The following is a 21,671-nucleotide window of genomic DNA, read 5'->3' on the forward strand; positions in this document are numbered from 1 at the left end:
ATTTTCTCCCTAAATCAGCAGGGCTGTAAATTACTTTTCTCCATCAACGTTTATTCATCATGCAATTTGCCATTATTATAGTATATTTTCATGTTCATTTCAAATCCATTTTGCTGTAAGCTTGCAGATTAGGCGAAATGATAGATTAAAATGCCTGCAGCAACTGCTACATTTAAGGATTCACTTTTCCCATGTATCGGAATATACAGATTTTTATCCGTTGCAGCAAGCACTTCTTTGCTTACTCCGTTTCCTTCATTGCCGACAATTAAACAATAGGAGGATTCAGGTGTTACTTCTCGATAATTGACGCCGTTTTCCAAGCTTGTACCATAAACAGGTATTTCTTTTTCCTTTAATTCTGCAATAAATTGCGGCAAGTTCTGCTTAATAATAGGCAGATGAAAATGACTGCCTTGCGCTGAGCGAACAACTTTCGGATTATATATGTCAACAGTGCCGTCGCCGACTATTACGGCATCAATTCCGGCAGCATCGGCTGTGCGGATGATTGTTCCAAGGTTACCTGGATCCTGAATCTCATCAAGAGCAATAAAGGATTTTCCTGTGGAAAGCACTTGTTCATCAGCATACTGGGTGCATAAAGCCACAATTCCTTGCGGGGTCTCAGTATCTGTTAATTGCAGAATAATTTCCTTCGTTACAATGGTTACAGGAACATCACCGTAATCCCATTTTGGCATTTCTATTTCCTCAGAAATAATCAAGTGCTTAATTGCATTTGCTTTTAGCGCTTCCTCTACTAAATGAAAGCCTTCTACAAGAAAGGTGCCTGTTTTGTCCCTTTCTTTTTTTGTCAGGCATTTTTTCCACTCTTTTATTTGAGGGTTTTTGGCAGATAATATATGTTTCAAATTGTACGTCTCCTCACTTAAGCTAACCATTCTTTCATTTTTTATTATTATAGCGTAAAGAATATACATAATAAACGTTAAATGAGTAATGATATAGTATGGGTTTGTCATATTAGGAAAAAGGAGTGTTATCCATGAATTTAAATTTACGTAATGCGATTATCCATAATGTCTCTGGCAATACACAAGACGAGCTGAAGGCGACGATTGTAGATGCTATCCAAAATGGCGAAGAGAAAATGCTTCCTGGTCTCGGGGTCTTATTCGAAGTAATCTGGAAAAATTCTTCTGAGGATGAAAAGACAGAGATGCTGCAATCTTTAGAATCAGGATTGAAATAAAGAAAAATGGGGGGATGCTAATTCCTCCTTTTTTTTGCCCAAAAATTTTTATTAATAGTGAAACTTCTTTTATCGTCAATCGTATATCCATAAAGCATAACTGCAATGTTATAAACTTTGTATAGCAGGGTATAATTCAGATAGATTTATATGCTATACTACGTGTACTATACGTTTCTATTGGTTTTTTGTGCACATATACATAAAGTAATGTAACTAATAAAGAAAAAAGGTGAAGTTATCTTGACGAAGAAGAAGTTTCATTATTGGCTTTTGCAAGTATTATTAATTGTCGCAATCATTTATGTTTGCACAAAAATATCTTTTTTATTTCAGCCTGTAGCTGTACTGTTTTCTACTTTGTTTTTTCCTATTATTATCACAGGATTTTTGTACTTCCTGTTGAATCCGATTGTCAACTTCTTGCAAAAATATAAGGTACCGAAAACATTAGCTATTATTATTATTTATGTAGTAGTAATAGGTTTAATTATTTTAGCAATCGGCAGCGTTATTCCGATGATCAGCAAGCAGATTACAGAACTATTTAGCAATATACCGAACTATGCAGATCAAGCCATTAGGTTCTTCAATGACTTGAATGATACGAAACAGTATAAATGGCTGCTTAACCAGGAATATGTGACAATGAGCGACATCACAGCCAAGCTCAATGATTTTGCTCAGACAATTCCAAGCAGCATTACAAACAGCATAAGCACCATCATCAGCACAATGACAAATATTACAGTAACGATTGTCACCGTCCCATTTTTGCTGTTTTACAGCTTCAAGGACGGGAACAAATTCCCAGCAGCATTATCAAGGTTTTTCCCTGCTTCTTACCGCAAGGAAGCTACAAAAATACTAAAGGATACTGGTGAAACTTTAGCTGCTTATATTCAAGGACAAGTTATGGTTGCCCTTTTCGTTGGTACACTTGCCTTAATCGGTTACTGGATTATCGGTCTGGATTATGCTTTAGTCATGGCCTTGATTGTTGCTGTAACTAACATTATTCCATATGTCGGACCACTTATCGGCGGAGCGCCTGCTGTTATTATCGCATTGTTCACTTCACCGACTCAGGCTCTGCTCGTTATTATTGTCATCACCATTGCTCAGCAAATTGAAGGAAATATCTTGTCACCGCTTATTTTAGGCAAAAGGCTCGATACGCATCCTGCCACTATTATTGTCCTGCTTCTCGTCGCAGGAAACTTAGCAGGTATACTTGGAATGATTCTAGCGGTCCCAACATATGCTGTTGCAAAAACAATTGTTTTAAATATCAACCGATTCTTGAAAGCGCGAAAAGCGGCAATCTTAAACAATACCCCGCCGCCTCCGCCTATTGATTTACAATAGCAAAAAAAGTTTGCCCAAAATAGGGCAAACTTTTTTTATGTTTATCATTTGCATAATGTCTCGATATGGAGACGAACAGTTTGTTTCACTTCTTCACTCGTAATCACACCGAGTAAGCAATGGAAAGCAAGACCATCAATTAAGGCAAATAGACGCCTTCCTTCCGCTTCTGCAGAAAGCTCCTGCTTCGTGCTGCCGCTTACGATAAGACCTTCTACACATCTTCTTATTCCATGCTGCATTTCTTTTAACACTTCATTACGCTGCTCCACAAGCAATGGATCAGAAATCGACTTTTTCGTAAACTCAAAATAAACCTCCATTTCTTCTTGTTTCTCTTGATTTAACGGAAGCAGCTCGTACAAAATGGTGCAAACATCCTCGACTGGTTCCCCTGTCAGCGAAACGGCTGAGATTCTCTCCTTCACCCTTTCAGATGCTAAATTCATCGAGAATTGAAGCAATTCTGTTTGCGTTTTAAAGTAATAGCGGAGTGCGCCGACTGACAGGCCAGCTTCTTCTGCAATATTTCTGACAGAAGCTTTGTCCATGCCAACCTTTCTGATAACACTCCATGTTGCTTTTGCGATTTTTTCTTTTTGTAAAGTATGATTAACAATTTTAGGCATACCAATAGTATAACTCTATTGCTTTTTTAATACAACTGTGCTAATTTGTATTTAATACAGTTGTATTAAAAAAGGAGTGTTTCCATGATTGGCATCCTGATTATCATTTGCGAAATTTCTTTTTGGTTATTTGTATTGCTAGGATTGTTTAGCCGTTATGTTCTTGGAAAAAACAAGGTAGGTGCAACATTGCTGCTTGCAACACCAATTATTGATTTACTGTTAGTTATCTTTACTATTGCAGATATAAACAAAGGCAGCGAAATAACGGTTTTCCATGGGCTGGCAGCCGTTTATCTTGGCGTCACTATCGCCTTCGGACACAGTATGATCAAGTGGATGGATGCCCATTTCAGCTACCGGTTTGCTGCAGGAGAAAAGCCTGTAAAAAAATATGGACGGGCGCATGCTAAACAAGAAATTACTGGCTGGCTCCGCCACCTTGTGGCTTTTGCAATTGGTGCTGCATTGCTTTATATGATGACAATATTTATTCCAAAAGAAGATGCAAATACCTTGCTTCGTCTTATCCAAATCTGGTCTGTCGTCCTTGGGATTGATTTCCTCATTAGTTTCAGCTATTGCCTTTGGCCAAAGAAGCAGCGTACGGATGTGTCGAAATAAAAAGAGACCATTTCTGGTCTCTTAAAAACGGTTATTTAAATGTCAATTCCTTCACAGTATCACTGTCCAGCTTTTTAATTACCTCGATTATCAGCTTAACGGCATTTTCATAATCATCACGATGAAGCATTGCTGCATGTGAATGAATATAGCGTGTCGCAATTGTAATAGACAATGCCGGTACTCCATTATGTGTAAGATGGATAGCACCAGAATCTGTTCCGCCGCCAGGCACACTGTCGAATTGATATGGAATATTATTAGCATCTGCTGTATCTGTTACTAAATCTCTTAAGCCTTTATGAGAAACCATGCTTGCATCATAAAGAATAATTTGCGGACCTTTGCCCATTTTGCTCAGCGCTTCTTTTTCTGTTACTCCCGGTGTATCTCCCGCAATACCCACATCTACACCAAAGGCAATATCAGGCTGGATTTTTTGCGCTGCTGTTCTCGCACCGCGCAGACCAACTTCCTCCTGCACTGTTCCAACACCATATACAGTATTAGGATGTTCCGTATTTTTTAAGCCTTTTAAGACATCGATGGCAATCGCACAGCCAATGCGGTTATCCCAAGCTTTAGCAAGCAGCATCTTTTCATTGTTCATTACCGTGAATTCAAAATACGGTACGACCATATCGCCAGGTTTTACTCCCCATTCAAGCACTTCTTCTTTAGAAGCAGCACCGATATCAATAAACATATCTTTGATTTCAACAGGCTTTTTCCGTGCTTCTGGAGAGAGGATATGTGGCGGCTTTGAACCGATTACGCCAGTGATATCACCTTTGCTTGTCACGATTGTTACTCGCTGTGCAAGCATTACTTGTGACCACCAGCCTCCTACTGTCTGAAAGTATAAAAAGCCTTTATCATCAATTCTTGTAATCATGAAGCCAACTTCATCCAAGTGGCCAGCTACCATGATTTTCGGTCCGCCTTCTTTGCCTGTTTTTTTAGCAATAAGACTTCCTAAATTATCAGTAGTCACTTCATCTGCATATTCTGTTATGTATTTTTTCATTACTTCCCGTGGTTCTCTTTCATTTCCCGGTATACCTTTAGCGTCTGTCAGCTCTTTAAGCATCGTCAATGTTTCATCTAGCTTCACGTTACTTCGACTCCCTTATATTAATCATTCAAATCATTCTTATTATACTAATAAATTAAAATTCTTCCTAGCAATTTGTTGGCCTTCCTATAGGGTTCTCTAATAGTATGTTGGAAATCCACTATTTTAAAAGCATAATCTGCACTTTTTTATATTTTTTTTCATAAAATTGAAACCTTATATGTTTTCACACGTATAGAATTAGCTAAAGTTTTATCAAAAGATTTGGAGGCTTTTTATATGATGTGGCTATTGCGCTTGCTGTTATTGGCACTTATCATCTTTATCGTTTATCGCATCCTTTCATATGCTGCAAGTCCTGTACGCAGGCTTGAATTTGCCAAGAGAAGAAACAAGTTTTATATGATTGATGACAAAAAAAATATTAGAATGAACTTGGTTTTCACCTACAACGGCTTTTTATTCGAAGGGGAAAAATATGTAAATCCAAATGATCAGAAAACGGTGAGCAGTATTCTATTATGGCCTGCTGAACCATATGACACTAAACTGCTTGACGGAGATGTACACTTTCTCGAAGAAACACTGAAAGCTGTTTACCCAAATGCAAAGATAAGTTGGAAAAAGTCCTAAAATAAAAAACAAAAAGCTAAAACGAGTGTTTAGCTTTTTTTTCTTGTTTCTTATCTTTAAAAAATTCATGCCATTTTATAATAGTCATTTTCTCTCTCAATACATACACTAATACAGCTAAAGCAAACAGAATGACAATAATCATCGTCGGTGAAAACTGACTGATGAACTGGCCGAAAATCGTATAGAAAAATGCCAGCGGTATATTAGTCATTAACGAAAATTTCATATAATCCTTGAAATTCTTCGTACGTTCAAGCAAACAAAAATTCAATAAATGATAATGGATAAAAGGAATCAGCCTTAATACGGCCACCTGCCCAGTCGTTAGATTGCGATATTCTCCAAACCACTTTTTCTTCAAACCGCTAAGTCGTTGACGTGTTTTAGGCATTCTGTTGATAACAAGAAAGAAAAACAGGCAATTCACTGTCAGTCCTATGACCGAATAAATCGTACCGAATGTTACGCCAAAAAGCACTCCTCCAGCAATACATACAAGCATTGGCGGAATAAATAACACTTGCCTTAACGTATGGAAGAGAATAAACGCAATAGGTGCAAGCACCCCGCCTAATTCTACCATGACAAATAGCATTGATAATTGGTCTTCCATTCTATCACCTTCAATTGTAAGAGAATCATGCTGTTAGTAAAGTGTATAGCCAAACCTTCAAATTTATGCTAATTCCTTTAATATAAAAATAAAAGCTATTGTTTCGACAACAGCTAGCAGCGGCAATCCTACTTTAAAAGCAGCATGCTTTGTTTTATGGCGAAATTGCTTCATTCCCGCAGTCATTCCTAATGCACCGAAAAAAACGGCTATTGTCCACAAGTTTTGTTCACTTATACGATAAGCATGTCTTCTTGCTCTGTCTTTATCTATTTTCATCACAAGATACCCAGAAAGATTAATAAGAAGCCAATACAGACAAACGATTTTAATAGTCATTGCCCCTCTCCCTTTCCTTAAATCTATATAAATAAAAAGAAGGCATGAACCATGCCTTCTTTGTTAAGCTTAAAAAGCTTATTTAATGTTTTGTTTAGCAACAGTTGCTAATTCAGCAAATGCTTTTTCATCGCTTACAGCAAGCTCAGCAAGCATTTTGCGGTTTACTTCGATACCAGCAACTTTCAATCCGTGCATTAAACGGCTGTAAGAAAGACCGTTGATGCGTGCTGCTGCGTTGATACGAGTAATCCAAAGTTTGCGGAAGTCGCGTTTTTTCTGACGACGATCGCGGTATGCATACATTAGGGATTTCATAACCTGTTGGTTAGCAACTTTGTATAATGTATGTTTTGAACCGAAATAACCTTTAGCTAATTTAAGAACTTTTTTACGACGTTTGCGTGTAACTGTACCGCCTTTAACACGTGGCATATTATTTCCCTCCTATTTAGAAAAAATTACTTAATGTTGTCTAATAAATGACGAATGCGTTTGTAATCTCCTGAAGATACTAAAGAACCTTTACGAAGCTTACGTTTTTGTTTTGTAGATTTGTTAGCGAATAAATGGCTTGTGTAAGCATGTGAACGTTTTAATTTACCAGAGCCGGTTTTTTTGAAACGTTTTGCTGCTCCACGGTGAGTTTTCATTTTTGGCATTTCGTATTCCTCCTCGTTTACTTGTCGTTTTTAGGCGCTAAAGTCATGAACATGCTTCGGCCGTCCATTTTAGGATGTGATTCCACAGTGGCAACTTCTGTACAAGCTTCCGCAAAGCGAACTAGTACACGTTGACCGATTTCCTTATGTGTAATGGCACGTCCTTTAAAACGGATGGATGCCTTTACTTTATCGCCCTTTTCCAGGAACTTTATTGCATTGCGAAGCTTTGTATTAAAGTCATGCTCATCAATAGTCGGACTAAGGCGAACCTCTTTGATATTAATGATTTTTTGATTTTTACGTGCTTCTTTTTCCTTCTTTTGCTGTTCAAACTTATATTTCCCGTAGTCCATGATACGAGCTACTGGTGGTTTGGCATTTGGAGCAACAAGAACTACATCAAGATTCACACGTGTTGCAATTTCAAGAGCTTCAAATTTCGTTTTAATGCCAAGCTGTTCACCGTTTTGGTCAATAAGACGAACTTCTCGAGCACGAATACCTTCATTTAAAATCATATCTTTGCTAATAGTTAAACACCTCCAAGGTTAATTGACGAATACAACGTTCGGGTCAAGACCTTATCAAGAAAAGCTTCGCGTCCTTTTCTGTGCTAAGTACCAATTGACACTTGACTCCCCAGTTGAAATCGCAAATTTGGATTTGCATCCAAAATAAAAAGTGTGGGCGACTCAAATCACCCACACTTACGATAACCATAGTAAGACCTAAATTGTTTACGTAATACCTGTTAACTACTTGGAATCCGTGTCAATCAGGTGAGAAGCGGGTGCTTCTTCTTTTCCTCAGAACTTTATATTCAATTTACCTTAGTAACTATATCACAGTCGAAATGGATAAGTCAACGAAAGAATTATCACAACGAAAAAAATTTTATCAAAGTTCTTGCGTTATTGCAATACTTTTTGCATAATTTCCTGTTTTTTCGGTACATCACCGTTTTTTGGAAAGTACTTTTTATTTTTTTACTTCGTCCAAAAGACCTTGCAGGAAGGAATCGAAAGGAATAGTTTCAGACTTCTGCTCTCCGTATTTACGAACATTGACTGCATTTTCTTCCACTTCCTTGTCACCTACAACAAGCATATAAGGGATTTTTTGCATTTGTGCTTCCCTGATTTTGTAACCAATTTTTTCATCACGCTCATCAAGCTCCACACGGAACCCTTGATTTTGAAGCTGCTCTTGCACTTGCTTCGCATATTCAAAATGAACAGAAGGAGATACTGGAATCACTTGAACTTGTACAGGAGCAAGCCATGTTGGGAATGCACCTTTGTATTCTTCAATCAAGAATGCGATGAATCTTTCCATTGTCGATACAACACCTCTGTGGATAACAACAGGACGGTGTTGTTTGCCGTCTTCGCCGACATATGTTAAATCAAAACGCTCTGGCAATAAGAAGTCAAGCTGAACAGTAGACAAAGTCTCGTCTTTGCCAAGAGCAGTCTTAACCTGAACGTCAAGCTTCGGTCCATAGAATGCTGCTTCTCCTTCAGCTTCGTAGTAATCCAAGCCAAGATCATCCATCGCTTCTTTCAACATGCTTTGTGCTTTGTTCCACATTTCATCATCGTCGAAATATTTCTCTGTATCCTGCGGATCACGATAAGACAAACGGAAAGAATAATCTGTCAGATTGAAGTCTTTGTACACATCCAGCACAAGGTTTACAACGCGTTTGAATTCATCCTTAATTTGATCAGGACGGACAAAGATATGAGCATCATTCAAAGTCATCCCGCGGACACGCTGAAGTCCAGATAGGGCTCCAGACATTTCGTAGCGGTGCATTGTTCCAAGCTCGGCAATACGAATAGGAAGCTCTCTGTAGCTGTGAATATCATTTTTGTACACAACCATATGATGCGGGCAGTTCATCGGACGAAGAACTAGCTGCTCATTATCCATATCCATTACAGGGAACATATCCTCTTGGTAATGATCCCAGTGGCCGGAAGTCTTATAAAGATCAACACTACCCATGATTGGTGTATAGACATGCTGATAGCCTAATCTTTCTTCTTTATCGACAATGTATCTTTCCAAAATTCGTCTGATTGTTGCACCTTTAGGAAGCCATAATGGCAGGCCTTGTCCAACTTTTTGAGAAGTCATGAACAGATCAAGCTCTTTTCCGATTTTACGGTGATCTCTTTCCTTCGCTTCTTCCAATAGACGAAGATGCTCATTAAGATCTGCTTTCTTGAAGAAGGCAGTTCCATAAATACGCTGAAGCATTTTATTGTCACTATTGCCTCTCCAGTAAGCTCCTGCAATGTTCAATAGTTTGAATTCTTTCAGTTTACCTGTAGAAGGCACATGCACACCGCGGCAAAGGTCAATAAATTCACCTTGCTCATACAATGTAACTGTCTCATTTGCCGGAATTGCTTCAATCAGCTCCAGCTTGTACTCATCATCCATTTCTGTAAAGAGCTTAACTGCATCATCGCGGCTTACTTCTTTACGAACGATCTCCAAGTTCTCATTAATGATTTTAGACATTTCCTTTTCAATTAAAGGCAAATCTTCTGGTGTAAGTGATTTGTCCAAGTCGATATCATAATAAAAACCACCTTCAATAACAGGACCTACTCCAAGCTTTACATTACCATGCAGCCTTTTAATAGCTTGTGCCATCAAGTGGGCAGTACTGTGGCGAAGAATCTCCAATGCCTCTTCTCTCTCAGGTGTAATGATTTCAAAAGAAGCATCCTCAAGGATTGGTCTTCTTAAGTCATATAATCCACCGTTAACTTTACCGGCAAGAGCTTTTTTCTTTAGTCCAGGGCTGATGGATACTGCGATATCTTCAGTAGTTGTGCCTGCAGCAAACTCCTTTACTGCTCCATCTGGAAATGTAATTTTTATCATTTCTGACATGATATTTCCTCCTTCGTTATACTTGTTTATCTTTTCATGTTAAAGGACCAGAACGCAAAAAAACCCGTCCCTATAGAAAGGGACGAGTTATGTTTATATAATTCGTGGTTCCACCCTAATTCCCGCTCATCCCACTATGGGCATAAACGGCTTTAGTTAAGCAGATAACGGCTGCGGTCCGCCAAACCAATAATAAGGGGGTTTCCCTGTTCCTGGCTGAAGTTTAAAGGTGGTAAGCAATTCTCATCGTGTTAGGAAGCTCCCAGCTAATGCTTCCCTCTCTTAAAACCGTACAAGAAAACTATTGTCCTTATCATAACATGTATTCGATATAGTTATTTTATGTACGTTATTATATGCTTTATGTTTTATAATTGCAAGTAGCCGCGATTCATTTTTTTCTCAATAGTTATTAGAATGTGTGCGGTGTTCCTTGAAAAAATTCCTCCTTGTCCAGAACGCTGACTCTCTCTTCAAAGATGTTCATGATAGTGCGAACGATTGGCTGCTCGCGGTCTTCTGTGTACAGGTGAATCGTTTTTGGCGCAAGGGATAGAAGCGGACCGATTGAAAATGGATCAATATAGACAGATTGATAGGCAAACATCTTGCTGTCGAGTATTTTCATTAAATCCTGCTGAGAGAGTTCCCGATATTCTGAATCATAAAATTGAATTTCTAAGTCGACAAGCACATGAATCGTCTGGACCTTAGGTTTACGTTCTGCAAGAAAGTCCCTTAACGTCTGAATGAACACTTGATACTCCTGTTCCATCTTATATTCATCAATGGCGATTTCCACATAGCCATGCAGCTTTTGGGTATAGTCCTGCAGCCGGAATGTCACAAAGCTATCGAAAGAAAAAGAAAGATTTTCTTTCAGCAGGTCACCAATGGCATGATCGAGACACTCGTGTAAATGAAGCTTGCCAAGCAGGCTTGCTAAATCCTTTCTTTCTTTTTCAAGCAGACTGTGGAGAATCTCAAGAATATGGCGCTGCTCCGCTTCATCTGTATAATAGTATTGCTCTGTCAATACTTGCCTTGCCCACTCCTCTGATTTGTAGTGAAGAATAAACTCCCCTAAAACCATTTTAAGTGTTTCGATAAACAAATTATTTTGCTCAGCACTCCAGCTGAACTTCAAGCGAAATTCCTGTTCTTCTTGAATGGAACTGATGCCCCAATTCGGATATTTATGTTTAAGATTGATCAGCCTAAGCAATTTTTCTCCATCGCCTTTTTTTTGAAAAATGACTTCAATCAATCGTAACCCCCCTTTGTGAAAAAAATCCTTGTTAGAATGTATATGGGGAAACACAAAAAAATAGAAGTGGTGACGATAATCTTCACAAGAAAAAGGCAGGCTCAAATGTTTTAAGCCTGCCTTCATAAAGGTTATTTACGCTTATTTTCGCCTCTCAGATGAACTGGTTCTGCCAAGTATCTGATTCTTTCCATTACCCGCATCGCCTTCATTTTCTCCTCTTCACCGCGCTGTGAATAAGTGAGATGGTATTCTAAACCTGCAAAATCAAAGTTCGAGCTGAATAATGTCGGCAGATTTTCTAGCATTCTAAACTGCAAAATTGGTCCTAAAACTTCATCCCGTATCCAGCTTGACATCGTCTCTGCCCCAATATCATCAAGCATCAGGACTGGTTCTCTTTTAATGCTCTCAATTTTGTCATTTAATGAGTTATCAGCAATAGAACTCTTCATTTCCCTGAATAGTTCCGGCACATACACAATCATGGAAGAAACCTGCATTTGCGAAAGCTCATTAGCAATTGCGCCAAGCATATAGGATTTTCCTACACCAAACTCACCAAAGAAATACAGACCTTTCTGCCGAATTCCAGGTTCGTATTGTTTTACGAAATTAATTGCTGCCCTAACCGCCTGGGCACGCTCTTGGCCTATGTCCAGATTGTTGAATGATGCCTTGAGAATATCCTTAGGCACATGCAAGCTCCGAATAAGCTTTTCCTTTTTCTTTTGGCTGTCTTCCATTATCTTGCGCGGGCAGACATCATATTGAATGTCGATAGCTCCTCTGTTAATTACCAGCTTCGGATGATATCCCTGCATCATGTTAATGCACTCACCTAAACTAGGACAGCTTCGGCACTCTTTGCTTTGGTTTGCATACTCATACAGCTTCATCATGCCTGTTTCCAGCATACGCGGGGTGATAGAATCCTCCTGCTCTTCTAGGAATGATTTAACATCAGGGTGATTCAGCACCTGCTCCTTCATAGCCTTATACCTCTCTTGAAAGCCGCCGTTTGCTCCAAGCTTACGAAGAGTATCATTAATGCTTTCCATATTCGTTCACCACCTATTTCCTTAAGTTTTTTATTTCCTCTTCTAATTCTTTTAGAACGTCGTTATCTACATTCTCCGTATTTGCTTTTTCCGGGGCATCCACTTTTGCATCAGCGGTTTTGTCCACTCCAAACCATTCCGGAATTTTCTCTTTCCGAATGACTTTCCTCGCTGCTTTATTATTGCTGGTTGTATTTTTTCCATTTGCCCAATCTGAATACTGCTGATGCTCTCGTTTAGCGAGCTCCATCGCAGCCTTAACAGTTTGGATTTTCTTTCTCACCCATTGGCCAGCGATTTTTTCTACGTAGCCCTTCGTCAGCTTCATATCTGTTTTCAGCATGACATAATGTATCAAAACGTTAATGACACCAGGAGGGAGCTTTTGGGAAAACATAATTTCTTCAATAATTTGAAGGTCTGCTTTTGAGGGTTCCGCTCCGCCTCCAATATCTTTCAAGAACTGCCTTGGTGAAGTATTATCGAGATAATAAAGGAATTCTTCTTCTTTTGATTTTGGGGCTTCTGTCTGTGTCTGCCACTGAACTGGCTGCGTTCTGTCCACTAACAGCGGATATTTTCCTCCATGCTGAAATTGATACCAGTCTCTTGCGGCTATTCTCAGCTCTTCTATATCAATTTCATCGTTTGGATTAATGGCACTCATCACGATATTCTTCATTTCAATCGGATTAATTCCATACAAAAAGGATAATGTTTGAATGGCTTCCTTTACCTTAGTTGTTATCGCCTTTTTGGAAAGGAAGGATTCATTCAATCCTGCAAGAAGAAGATCAAAATCAAAATCGTTGTTCTCGATTTTAATGCTTTTCTGCTCTCTTTTGCCGATAAGGATGGTTTCCTCATCTAACATCTCGCCGCCTTCCCATTCATATGTCGATCGAACGACACTGGAATGATCAGACATGAATACATCCTGAAACGCCTTCGTGACCGGCTTGTACTCTTTCTCATCAAGCTTGCGTTCTTCTGCAAAGAAGTTCTTCAGCCTGTTATATTGGGCTTTCCCTATTTTTCGAAAAAGATAAACATTTAGTATGCCATCAAGAAAAAACTGTTCAGGTGTTAATGGCGGCTGTAACTCATAAATGAAGGAGCGATTTTCTCCTTCCTTTTTCATATATGTCTTAAGAAGTCCGATTCCTTCCAGCTTTGATCTTGCAGCATATATTTCCTTCAAGCCGCAATCCATAAAGTTCATGAGGCTGTGATGGGAATGATCAGTTGACCATAGACGGTTTTCCTCTACCTCTCCCCATAAGGTCATATACAGGCCAAGACAGGATGTCCCGATAAGCGGCTGATACAAAAAGGTGATTACCTTCCGGTCATACTCACTTAATAGTCCGTTTGTCGATACTTGATATCTGTCGATTGGAAGCAAGTCCTGCCAATGCTGTGACATAACCGTCACTCCTTTGCTATTATTGCTTAAAAAGGCTGTAAAGACTTAGCAGGTTAGAGCCTAAAACAAAGTCAAAAAAGAGCCAAAGAATCCTTCAGCTCCTTTTTCATTTTCAAGTGACCGCTCGAAGTGTCACCTGTGCAGCACCGGTTTGCCTTAATTCTTTTTTATCAGCTCTTTCAGTTCCTCTATAAAAACATTTATATCTTTAAATTGACGGTAAACAGATGCAAAGCGGACATATGCCACTTCATCGACTTCCGCCAAACGATCCATGACCATTTCACCGATGTCTTCACTATTAATCTCCGAAACGGCGTTGCTTCTAAGTTCCTTTTCAATTTCTGCCGTAATGTCTTCTAGCTGCTTTAAAGCAACAGGCCTTTTTTCGCATGCCCTAATGAGACCACGCAGAATCTTGTCACGGCTGAACTCTTCTCGAGTTCCTTCTTTTTTCACAACGATCAACGGTATTTCTTCTACTTTTTCGAAAGTAGTAAAGCGGTAACCGCACTCTTCGCATTCTCTTCTTCTGCGGATTGAGCGGCTGTCATCAACAGGTCGTGAATCAAGAACACGGTTATTATTATGTTGACATGAAGGACATCTCATCTATATCAGCTCCGAATTCATTGTTCGCAATGTATTGATTCCCATTAATATTATCTTATAAAAAAGTGCTAGTTTGTACAAGTGATAGAATGAATTAATTATTTCCTGCTTAAAACTTTATGTCCATTTTTTATGGAAACAATGGAAAATGCAGCATATTTCTTCATGAAAAACTGCCCCATTAAAGCTATGGGGCATCGTAACACATTTTTTAAAGGACCTTCCAGTCATGCAAAATCTGAAGAGCTTGAGCTTGGGAATCTTCAACAGTTCCATTATTGTCGATTATTCTATCTGCCAGCACTCGCTTCTCTTCTAAAGGCATTTGCGCTGCAACTCTTAATTGTGCCTGTTCAAGGCTTAGAGCGTTTCTGTCCATCAGCCGCTGTATTTGAGTATCTTTTTCCACATAGACAAGGACTGTTTTCTCAACTGTGGCATCCAGCTTATTTTCAAACAGTAAAGGTATATCAAGAATTACTGCCGGGCTGCCTGCTTTAACGGCCTCCTCTTGCTTGGCGTTCATTCGGTTTCTTACCTCTGGATGTACAATTCCATTAAGCACAGCCCGCTGTTTTTCATCGCTGAAGACGATTTCGCCGAGCCTAGCCCGATTTAGACTGCCGTCTTCGAGCAAAATTCCAGAGCCAAAATGGGCAACGATTTCACGGTATGCCGGCTCCCCCTTTTCTACAGCTAAACGGGCTTCAACATCAGCATCAATAACGACTAAGCCCAGAGAGCTGAAATAGTTGGATATGGTGCTTTTACCGCTGGCGATGCCGCCTGTCAAGCCTATAATTAAAGTCATTTGTTCTCCTGCCTTTTATTCAATGGTTTCTTTTTTACAGCTTAAAAATACCAATAATAATTAAAATAATTCCTGGGATAAAGGAGAATTTCTCCATATAGCTTTTTTTAGACAGCATTCGTCCGCCAAACATTCCTAACGAAACAAAGGATGTACTCATAATGATGACAGCAAGTGTCAAAAAGAATGGAGAGAATCCTAGCATGGATGCTCCTATTCCTGCCCCAAATGCATCTAATGACAGCGCAAACCCAAGGACTATTGCCTCAACTCCTGTTATAGTTCCAGAGTTGTCAAAATCAGCTGACATCGGTTTTCTTAAAATGTTAATCACAATTCCCAATGACTTAATTTCAAAATTCACCAAGTTTTTTTCTGTGGTAATAATTTCTCTTTCTTTATCCGGCCGAAAAAACTGATATAAGATCCAGATTCCTAAAATAATAAGAATTCCGCCGCCGATTTGTTCGGCAAAATCAGAAGAGAACACTTGTGCAATAACATGGCCTAACAGCATCGAAAGCAGCAGTGTGAATCCAGAACAGCAGGCAATGATGAAAATGGATTTAAAAGGAATCTTCATCTTTCGTAAACCATAAGTGAACCCGACACTGAAATTATCAATACTGACAGCAAGCGCTAATAGGATAAGAGAAAGTACTTGTGACATTTTAAAAAAGCTCCTTCCTAACGGATAGTAATATACTATATGGAAGGAGCCCATCCAATGTTAATGCTAATACTGGCTGCTATTTTTGACAATGCGGACAAAAAACAGTCCCTCTGCCTCCAACAATGATTCTTTCTAATTCGGAGCCGCATTTTTTGCAAGCTTCCCCTTTTCTGCCGTAAACAAAAAGTTCAAGCTGGAACATTCCGATTTGCCCTTGTGTATTAACATAAGAGCGTATCGTGCTTCCGCCTTTTTCCACCGCTTCTGACAATGTCGCTATAATTTCTCTGTACAGAGTCTCTGCTTCTAGATCATTGATCGTGCTCGCAATTCGTTCTGGATGAATGCCGCTGCGGAACAATGCCTCATCTACATAAATATTTCCGAGTCCAACGACAATCTTTTGATCAAGCAAGGCTGTTTTGATGCTTCTTGTCGTGCGTCCAAGCCTTTCCTTGAAGTTCCCGATTGTAAATTCAGAGTCAAAAGGCTCCGGACCAAGCTGGGAAAGGGGAAGGGTATGGTGCTCCTCCCCTTTTTTAAATAGATGCATCGTTCCGAATTTGCGGACATCCTTATATCGCAACTGTGAGTCGTCTTCAAAATAAAAAATTACATGTGTATGCTTGTCAACAGGATCGTCCTTTTGGAACAACCCGTACCGTCCTTCCATCCGCAAATGAGAGACAATTGTAAAATCAGTTGTTTCAATGAGAAGGAACTTGCCTCTCCGTTTAATATCTTCAATCCTTTGTCCAACAAGAGCATCGGAAAACTCCTCGACATTTTCCGGTCTTTTTATCATCTTCGCCCACGATACAGCAACCTCTTTGATTACCTTATGCTGTGTGAGCTCCTTTAACGTCCGTCTGACTGTTTCTACTTCTGGTAATTCAGGCAACTTCATTTACCTCTTTTCTATTACTTAGCATCAAACCATGTGTCACCATACGAATAGTCCACCTTCAGCGGAACACTAAGTTCCACTGCGTTTTCCATCACGTCTGGCACAATTTCTTTCAGCTTTTCGATTTCATTCTTTGGTGCTTCAAAGATCAATTCATCATGCACCTGCAGCAGCAGTTTTGCTTGCAAGCCTTCTGATTCCAAACGCTTCGCCATTTCAATCATCGCTTTTTTGATAATATCTGCCGCACTGCCCTGTATTGGCGTATTCATCGCAGTTCTTTCTGCAAAGCTGCGCAAATTGAAGTTTCGGCTTGTAATATCAGGCAAGTATCTTCTTCTATGAAGCAATGTGGACACATAGCCTTGCTGCTTTGCGTCTGCCACAATCTCCTCCATATAGTTCTTAACGCCAGGATAGCTCTCCAAATATCTTTCAATAAACTTCCCAGCTTCCTTTCTCGTGATACTCAAGCTCTGTGATAAGCCGTAATCACTGATACCATAAACAATGCCAAAGTTAACTGCTTTAGCGTGTCTTCTCATATTAGAGGTTACTTCATCTGCTTCCACATGGAAAACAGACATTGCTGTTTCTGTATGGATATCATGATCCTCCCTAAAGGCCTCAATCAGCTTCTCATCATTGGCAATATGAGCAAGCACCCGAAGCTCAATTTGGCTATAGTCAGCAGCAAATATAATCCAATCCTTCTCAGAAGGAACGAATGCTTGCCTAATTTTTCTGCCTTCCTCAAGTCTGATTGGAATGTTTTGCAGATTTGGATCAATGGAGCTCAATCGGCCTGTTTGTGTCAACACCTGATTAAAGCGAGTGTGAATTTTGCCGTTGTGAACCACTTTTTGCAATCCTTCAATATATGTGGACTGAAGCTTTCCAAGCTGTCTGTATTCAAGAATTTCCTTAATCACATCATGGGAGCTCGCCAGCTGTTCTAAGACATCTGCTGAAGTGGAATAACCTGTCTTTGTCTTTTTAACGACAGGCAGACCAAGCTTTTCAAACAGGATAACCCCCAGCTGCTTAGGAGAATTGATGTTGAACGTTTCGCCAGCCAATTCATAAATACGCTCTTCAATACTTTTAAGCCTGTCATTGATTTCTGCACCCATCTTTTGAAGTCTTTCTACATCAACCTCTACTCCTGTTGATTCCATATCTGCTAGTACAAGACTAAGTGGCATTTCCAGCTCATAGAATAGTTCCTCTTGACCATTCTTCTTAAGCTCTTCTTCCATTTTGTCCTGAATGGCAGAAAGGGCAAATGTTTTGCGGACAAGATGGTCTGAAAGCATGTCTTCCTCTGGCACCTTTCGTTTAGCTCCTTTACCATAAAACGCTTCATCCGATTGAATATTCGTGAAGCCGTACTTTTTAGAAACAGACGCAACATCCTCGATGGATGCAGATGGATCTGCAAGATACGCCGCAATTAAACAGTCGAATGTGATGCCTTTCAAATGAATGCCCTTATGTCGGAGAGCTACCTCTGATCTTTTCGCGTCATACACTGTCTTCTGCTTTGACTCATCCTCTGCCCATTCCTTAAAGGCTGCTGATTCTAGGGCTGATTCAATCGGCAAATAAAATGCCCCTTTTTCATTCACTAACGAGATTCCGATAATTGGCGCATAATGATAGTTATCTTCTAACACTTCCACATACAGGACGTTCTCGTCGGCAAAAATATCTGCCGTAATCTCCTTCACATGTTCAAATTCAATTTGTTCCAGCTCTGCAGCTTCTTCCACAGGTGCATCTCCAAGCTTGTCCAAAAGAGAATTAAAGCCGAGCTCCTTGAAAAATGGGCGGAGCTTCTCTTCGTTCATGCCCGGAAATTCCAGTTCCCCTAATCCTACAGTTAACGGAGCCTCTCTTGTAATCGTGGCCAGCTCCTTGCTCATTAACGCTTGGTCTTTGAATTCCTCGAGTTTTTCTTTCAGCTTTTTACCACTGACTTGATCGATGGACTGCAGAAGATTTTCAAGTGTTTCAAATTCCTTCAACAGCTTAATCGCCGTCTTTTCTCCGACTCCTGGCACCCCAGGAATATTATCAGAACTATCACCCATTAATCCCTTCATGTCAATAATCCGGTCTGGAGTCAAGCCGTATTTTTCTTGAATATGATCAGGCGTATATGATTCAATATCTGTAATCCCTTTTCTCGTAATGTAAACAGTCGTTTTATCTGAGCTCAGTTGAGTCAAGTCTTTGTCACCTGATATAACAACAACCTCATATCCATCCTGTTCGCCTTGCAAGGAAAGTGTACCGATAATATCATCTGCTTCATAATTCTCCAGCTCATAGTGGCGGATGCCATATGACTGTAAGAGCTCCCTTATATATGGAAACTGCTCCGATAATTCAGGCGGAGTCTTTTGACGACCTCCCTTATATTCACTGAAGGTTTTATGCCGGAATGTTGTTTTGCCAGCATCAAAAGCAACGAGCATATGTGTCGGCTTTTCATCCTCCAATATTTTCATCAGCATCATTGTAAAACCGTAAACTGCATTTGTATGTACACCTTTGTCGTTGTTCAGCAGAGGCAAGGCAAAAAACGCCCTGTATGCAATGCTGTTCCCGTCAATCAGAATCAGTTTTTTCTTCAAATTCAGTTCCTCCATTCCTTATGTTCCTCTATATCAGCCGCCTTTGCTTTAACAGCAAAATAAGTAATATTATTATGGTCTAATCTCTTTTATTTTACCATGAGTAGATAAAGATTGTAAGGAATAGCCCTTGTTCATAGCCTGCTCATGCTAATCCCTTTTATAAGACAGAAAAGCATTTACTACCGTTAAAAAATAGAAAAAGTGCAGAAAACAATTCTGCACTAAAAAGATTATGTATAGATGCACCTAATTAATTGATTTTCAACGATAGGATCTCTTTTAAGTAGATTAACTCTTGTAAATGTAAGAAGCCGAAAGCGGGGTGGCTTTCGGCTTCAGCTCTTAACCTAATGGATAAGGGGGGTCTTCACTAGTATTTTAGCAAACCCTTGTAAATACTTTGCAAACCATATGTAAAAGTAATGTAAACTTGTACAATTAATATGGGAACTTTTTATGCAGCAATATGGTGAAAGTTGTTCCTTCGCCAACTTCACTATCCACCTTTATTAATCCTTTATGGAGTTCAACAAGATGCTTTACAATTGCCAATCCAAGGCCAGTTCCGCCAGAGTTCCTGCTTCTTGCTTTATCGACTCTGTAAAAGCGTTCAAAAATCCTTGGAATTTCACTTCTTTCAATACCTATTCCCGTATCTGCTACAAAAACTAATACATCCCTTTCCTTGTTTTCGACAGAAACGGAAACCTTGCCGCCGCTTGGTGTATAAGAAATCGCATTAGATATCAGATTCATAAACACTTGAATAAGACGGGCCCTGTCACCTTCAATCCAAACTTCCTCACTAGGACGTTGAAAATCAAGAATTAAATTCTTGGCATCCGCTTTATTCGCAAGAAGTTTGCTGACCTCTTCCAAAATATCCAGGATATTAATTGGCTCCTTAACTAATGAGAAGTTATGCTGCTCCAGCTTTGTTAAGTCAAGTAAGTCCTGAATAAGCGATTGCAGCCTGTCACTCTCTTTTAATATGATTTGCAAAAACTCTACTAATGCCTCTCTATTATCCATCGCCCCGTCCAATAGAGTTTCCGAAAATCCTTTAATGGAGGTGATTGGTGTCTTCAGTTCATGAGATACATTTGCGACAAAATCTTTTCTGATTTGTTCGAGTTTTTTCAACTCTGTAATGTCATGGAAGACGAGCAATATGCCCATCCACATATCATTTGTCCCGATTATAGGCACACCATAAACTTGGAAGCTTTTTTTCTCAAAATTAATAGTAAGCTGTAATTGCTTAACAACCTTATGCTCCGTCATAAAAATTTCTTCAACTAAATCAGATATTTCTCTATGTTCTATAACGTGATAGTAAAGCTTGTATAAATAATCAGATGAATTAACAGTAAATAAATCCTTGTAAGCTCTGTTTACTAGATTTATATACCCTCTGCTGTCAATCAGCAACAGCCCGCTCCCAATATTTTCAATAAGAGTTCCAAGCCGGTCCTGCTGAATCTCCTGAGCCTTAACCATCTCTTGCAGGTTTTTTGCCAGCTTATTTAAAGAGGAGCTGAGCATACCTGTCTCATCCATATTATCCTCATATGTACGTGCATGATAATTGCCTTTTGCCAAATCAACCGCTACCTTTGCAGCAGATTCGATTGGTCTCATATAGCGGAACACAAGTGTTAAACCAATAACAAAGATTAAAACAAAAGCAATGAGCAATGCAGCAAGGACATATGTATTCATCTGCTGATAGGCATCCTTCTGTGATGACAAATCAAGACCTAAAAAAAGATAGCCTTGCTTGTCCCCATTAAACTTCAGCTCTTGCCAATAATAATGGAAACTCGTATCTCCGCCAGTAAAGTCATCTTGCGGCTGGCTCGATGCTTTGCTGACGACTGAACTCAGTGATTGTAAAAATTCATCATGCGCCTTTTCTCCCTCATCAATGAGGATATTTCCTTTTGTGTCTGTTACTGTTATTTGGATATCCAAAAGCCTGCTGTATTCTGCCATCTCACTTGCATCTATATCCTCAATAGAATCAGCATTGGCCATTTGAGCTACAAGCAAACTGCTTTCCCTTTCCAGCCTCGTATCAGACGAATTTATGTAAGAAGATTTATTTAACTGGTAAATAAACAAACCCAGCACCAAAAAGACAATGGCGACGACCAGAAGTAAACTGGCCAGCAGCCTGGATTTAAATGTTTTCATT

The 21,671-nt window shown here is 39.5% G+C and carries 22 protein-coding genes and 2 other annotated features (1 of these 24 cut by a window edge); of the genes, 4 read left to right on the forward strand and 18 right to left on the reverse strand.

Going from position 1 to position 21,671, the window contains the following annotated elements; all coding sequences use genetic code 11:
• Positions 1-56 (reverse strand) — a binding site (T-box leader); it reaches 192 nt to the left of the window's first position.
• A gap of 72 nt (positions 57-128) precedes the next feature.
• Positions 129-875 carry a TrmH family RNA methyltransferase gene (locus MKX82_RS14770; RefSeq protein ID WP_233317510.1) on the reverse strand — a complete coding sequence of 249 codons (747 nt, stop codon included), beginning with the start codon at positions 873-875 and terminating at the stop codon, positions 129-131.
• Between the two features lie 134 nt (positions 876-1,009).
• On the opposite strand from MKX82_RS14770, the gene sspI reads away from it, so the two are divergent.
• On the forward strand, positions 1,010-1,216 hold the full coding sequence (gene sspI, locus MKX82_RS14775; protein WP_233317507.1) for a small acid-soluble spore protein SspI: 207 nt from the start codon (positions 1,010-1,012) through the stop codon (positions 1,214-1,216).
• Between the two features lie 243 nt (positions 1,217-1,459).
• The gene (locus tag MKX82_RS14780; RefSeq protein WP_237941788.1) at positions 1,460-2,584 is read left to right on the forward strand and encodes an AI-2E family transporter; all 1,125 of its coding nucleotides are present in this window, start codon (positions 1,460-1,462) and stop codon (positions 2,582-2,584) included.
• A 44-nt stretch (positions 2,585-2,628) separates the two neighbouring features.
• Here the strand turns inward: MKX82_RS14780 and MKX82_RS14785 are convergent, their stop codons facing one another.
• Entirely contained in the window at positions 2,629-3,213 is a 585-nt protein-coding gene (locus MKX82_RS14785; RefSeq protein WP_237941789.1) for a TetR/AcrR family transcriptional regulator, read from the reverse strand.
• Between the two features lie 84 nt (positions 3,214-3,297).
• On the opposite strand from MKX82_RS14785, the gene MKX82_RS14790 reads away from it, so the two are divergent.
• Complete coding sequence (locus MKX82_RS14790; protein ID WP_233317494.1) at positions 3,298-3,837, forward strand: hypothetical protein; 540 nt, start codon at positions 3,298-3,300, stop codon at positions 3,835-3,837.
• Between the two features lie 31 nt (positions 3,838-3,868).
• On the opposite strand, the gene MKX82_RS14795 is transcribed toward MKX82_RS14790, so the two are convergent.
• Entirely contained in the window at positions 3,869-4,927 is a 1,059-nt protein-coding gene (locus tag MKX82_RS14795) for a M42 family metallopeptidase (protein WP_233317564.1), read from the reverse strand.
• A gap of 264 nt (positions 4,928-5,191) precedes the next feature.
• On the opposite strand from MKX82_RS14795, the gene MKX82_RS14800 reads away from it, so the two are divergent.
• Positions 5,192-5,545, forward strand: coding sequence for a sigma-w pathway protein ysdB (locus MKX82_RS14800; RefSeq protein ID WP_233317492.1), 354 nt, complete (start codon positions 5,192-5,194; stop codon positions 5,543-5,545).
• Positions 5,546-5,561: 16 nt separating this feature from the next.
• On the opposite strand, the gene MKX82_RS14805 is transcribed toward MKX82_RS14800, so the two are convergent.
• The 15 genes from MKX82_RS14805 to pnpS form a co-directional block, all read right to left on the reverse strand.
• Positions 5,562-6,161: a TVP38/TMEM64 family protein gene (locus MKX82_RS14805; protein WP_233317490.1), complete on the reverse strand. Its 600-nt coding sequence runs from the start codon at positions 6,159-6,161 to the stop codon at positions 5,562-5,564.
• A gap of 63 nt (positions 6,162-6,224) precedes the next feature.
• Positions 6,225-6,500: a DUF1294 domain-containing protein gene (locus MKX82_RS14810; protein WP_233317488.1), complete on the reverse strand. Its 276-nt coding sequence runs from the start codon at positions 6,498-6,500 to the stop codon at positions 6,225-6,227.
• A gap of 78 nt (positions 6,501-6,578) precedes the next feature.
• Positions 6,579-6,935 (reverse strand): 50S ribosomal protein L20, encoded by a 357-nt coding sequence (gene rplT / locus MKX82_RS14815; protein WP_127737091.1) that lies wholly within the window; start codon positions 6,933-6,935, stop codon positions 6,579-6,581.
• Positions 6,936-6,961: 26 nt separating this feature from the next.
• The gene (rpmI, locus tag MKX82_RS14820; RefSeq protein ID WP_101175729.1) at positions 6,962-7,162 is read right to left on the reverse strand and encodes a 50S ribosomal protein L35; all 201 of its coding nucleotides are present in this window, start codon (positions 7,160-7,162) and stop codon (positions 6,962-6,964) included.
• Positions 7,163-7,179: 17 nt separating this feature from the next.
• Complete coding sequence (gene infC, locus MKX82_RS14825) at positions 7,180-7,683, reverse strand: translation initiation factor IF-3 (RefSeq protein WP_233317485.1); 504 nt, start codon at positions 7,681-7,683, stop codon at positions 7,180-7,182.
• Between the two features lie 151 nt (positions 7,684-7,834).
• Positions 7,835-7,973, reverse strand: a sequence feature (ribosomal protein L20 leader region).
• 170 nt (positions 7,974-8,143) lie between these two features.
• Positions 8,144-10,075 (reverse strand): threonine--tRNA ligase, encoded by a 1,932-nt coding sequence (gene thrS, locus MKX82_RS14830; RefSeq protein ID WP_341078094.1) that lies wholly within the window; start codon positions 10,073-10,075, stop codon positions 8,144-8,146.
• Between the two features lie 412 nt (positions 10,076-10,487).
• Positions 10,488-11,342: a putative sporulation protein YtxC gene (gene ytxC / locus MKX82_RS14835; RefSeq protein WP_237941792.1), complete on the reverse strand. Its 855-nt coding sequence runs from the start codon at positions 11,340-11,342 to the stop codon at positions 10,488-10,490.
• Between the two features lie 131 nt (positions 11,343-11,473).
• Positions 11,474-12,403 (reverse strand): primosomal protein DnaI, encoded by a 930-nt coding sequence (gene dnaI / locus MKX82_RS14840; protein WP_233317480.1) that lies wholly within the window; start codon positions 12,401-12,403, stop codon positions 11,474-11,476.
• A 13-nt stretch (positions 12,404-12,416) separates the two neighbouring features.
• The gene (locus MKX82_RS14845) at positions 12,417-13,829 is read right to left on the reverse strand and encodes a replication initiation and membrane attachment family protein (RefSeq protein WP_233317477.1); all 1,413 of its coding nucleotides are present in this window, start codon (positions 13,827-13,829) and stop codon (positions 12,417-12,419) included.
• 156 nt (positions 13,830-13,985) lie between these two features.
• Entirely contained in the window at positions 13,986-14,441 is a 456-nt protein-coding gene (gene nrdR / locus MKX82_RS14850; RefSeq protein ID WP_233317475.1) for a transcriptional regulator NrdR, read from the reverse strand.
• Positions 14,442-14,652: 211 nt separating this feature from the next.
• Positions 14,653-15,252 carry a dephospho-CoA kinase gene (gene coaE / locus MKX82_RS14855; protein WP_233317465.1) on the reverse strand — a complete coding sequence of 200 codons (600 nt, stop codon included), beginning with the start codon at positions 15,250-15,252 and terminating at the stop codon, positions 14,653-14,655.
• A 34-nt stretch (positions 15,253-15,286) separates the two neighbouring features.
• Entirely contained in the window at positions 15,287-15,922 is a 636-nt protein-coding gene (gene ytaF / locus MKX82_RS14860) for a sporulation membrane protein YtaF (RefSeq protein ID WP_233317463.1), read from the reverse strand.
• A 79-nt stretch (positions 15,923-16,001) separates the two neighbouring features.
• The gene (mutM, locus tag MKX82_RS14865; RefSeq protein WP_233317461.1) at positions 16,002-16,826 is read right to left on the reverse strand and encodes a DNA-formamidopyrimidine glycosylase; all 825 of its coding nucleotides are present in this window, start codon (positions 16,824-16,826) and stop codon (positions 16,002-16,004) included.
• A gap of 20 nt (positions 16,827-16,846) precedes the next feature.
• Positions 16,847-19,471, reverse strand: a complete 2,625-nt coding sequence (polA, locus tag MKX82_RS14870; RefSeq protein ID WP_233317458.1) for a DNA polymerase I — start codon at positions 19,469-19,471, stop codon at positions 16,847-16,849.
• A gap of 441 nt (positions 19,472-19,912) precedes the next feature.
• Positions 19,913-21,670, reverse strand: a complete 1,758-nt coding sequence (gene pnpS / locus MKX82_RS14875; RefSeq protein ID WP_233317456.1) for a two-component system histidine kinase PnpS — start codon at positions 21,668-21,670, stop codon at positions 19,913-19,915.
• Between the last annotated feature and the right edge of the window lies 1 nt (position 21,671).

The sequence above is a fragment of the Niallia sp. FSL R7-0271 genome, assembly GCF_038005785.1.
Lineage (GTDB): Bacteria > Bacillota > Bacilli > Bacillales > Cytobacillaceae > Niallia.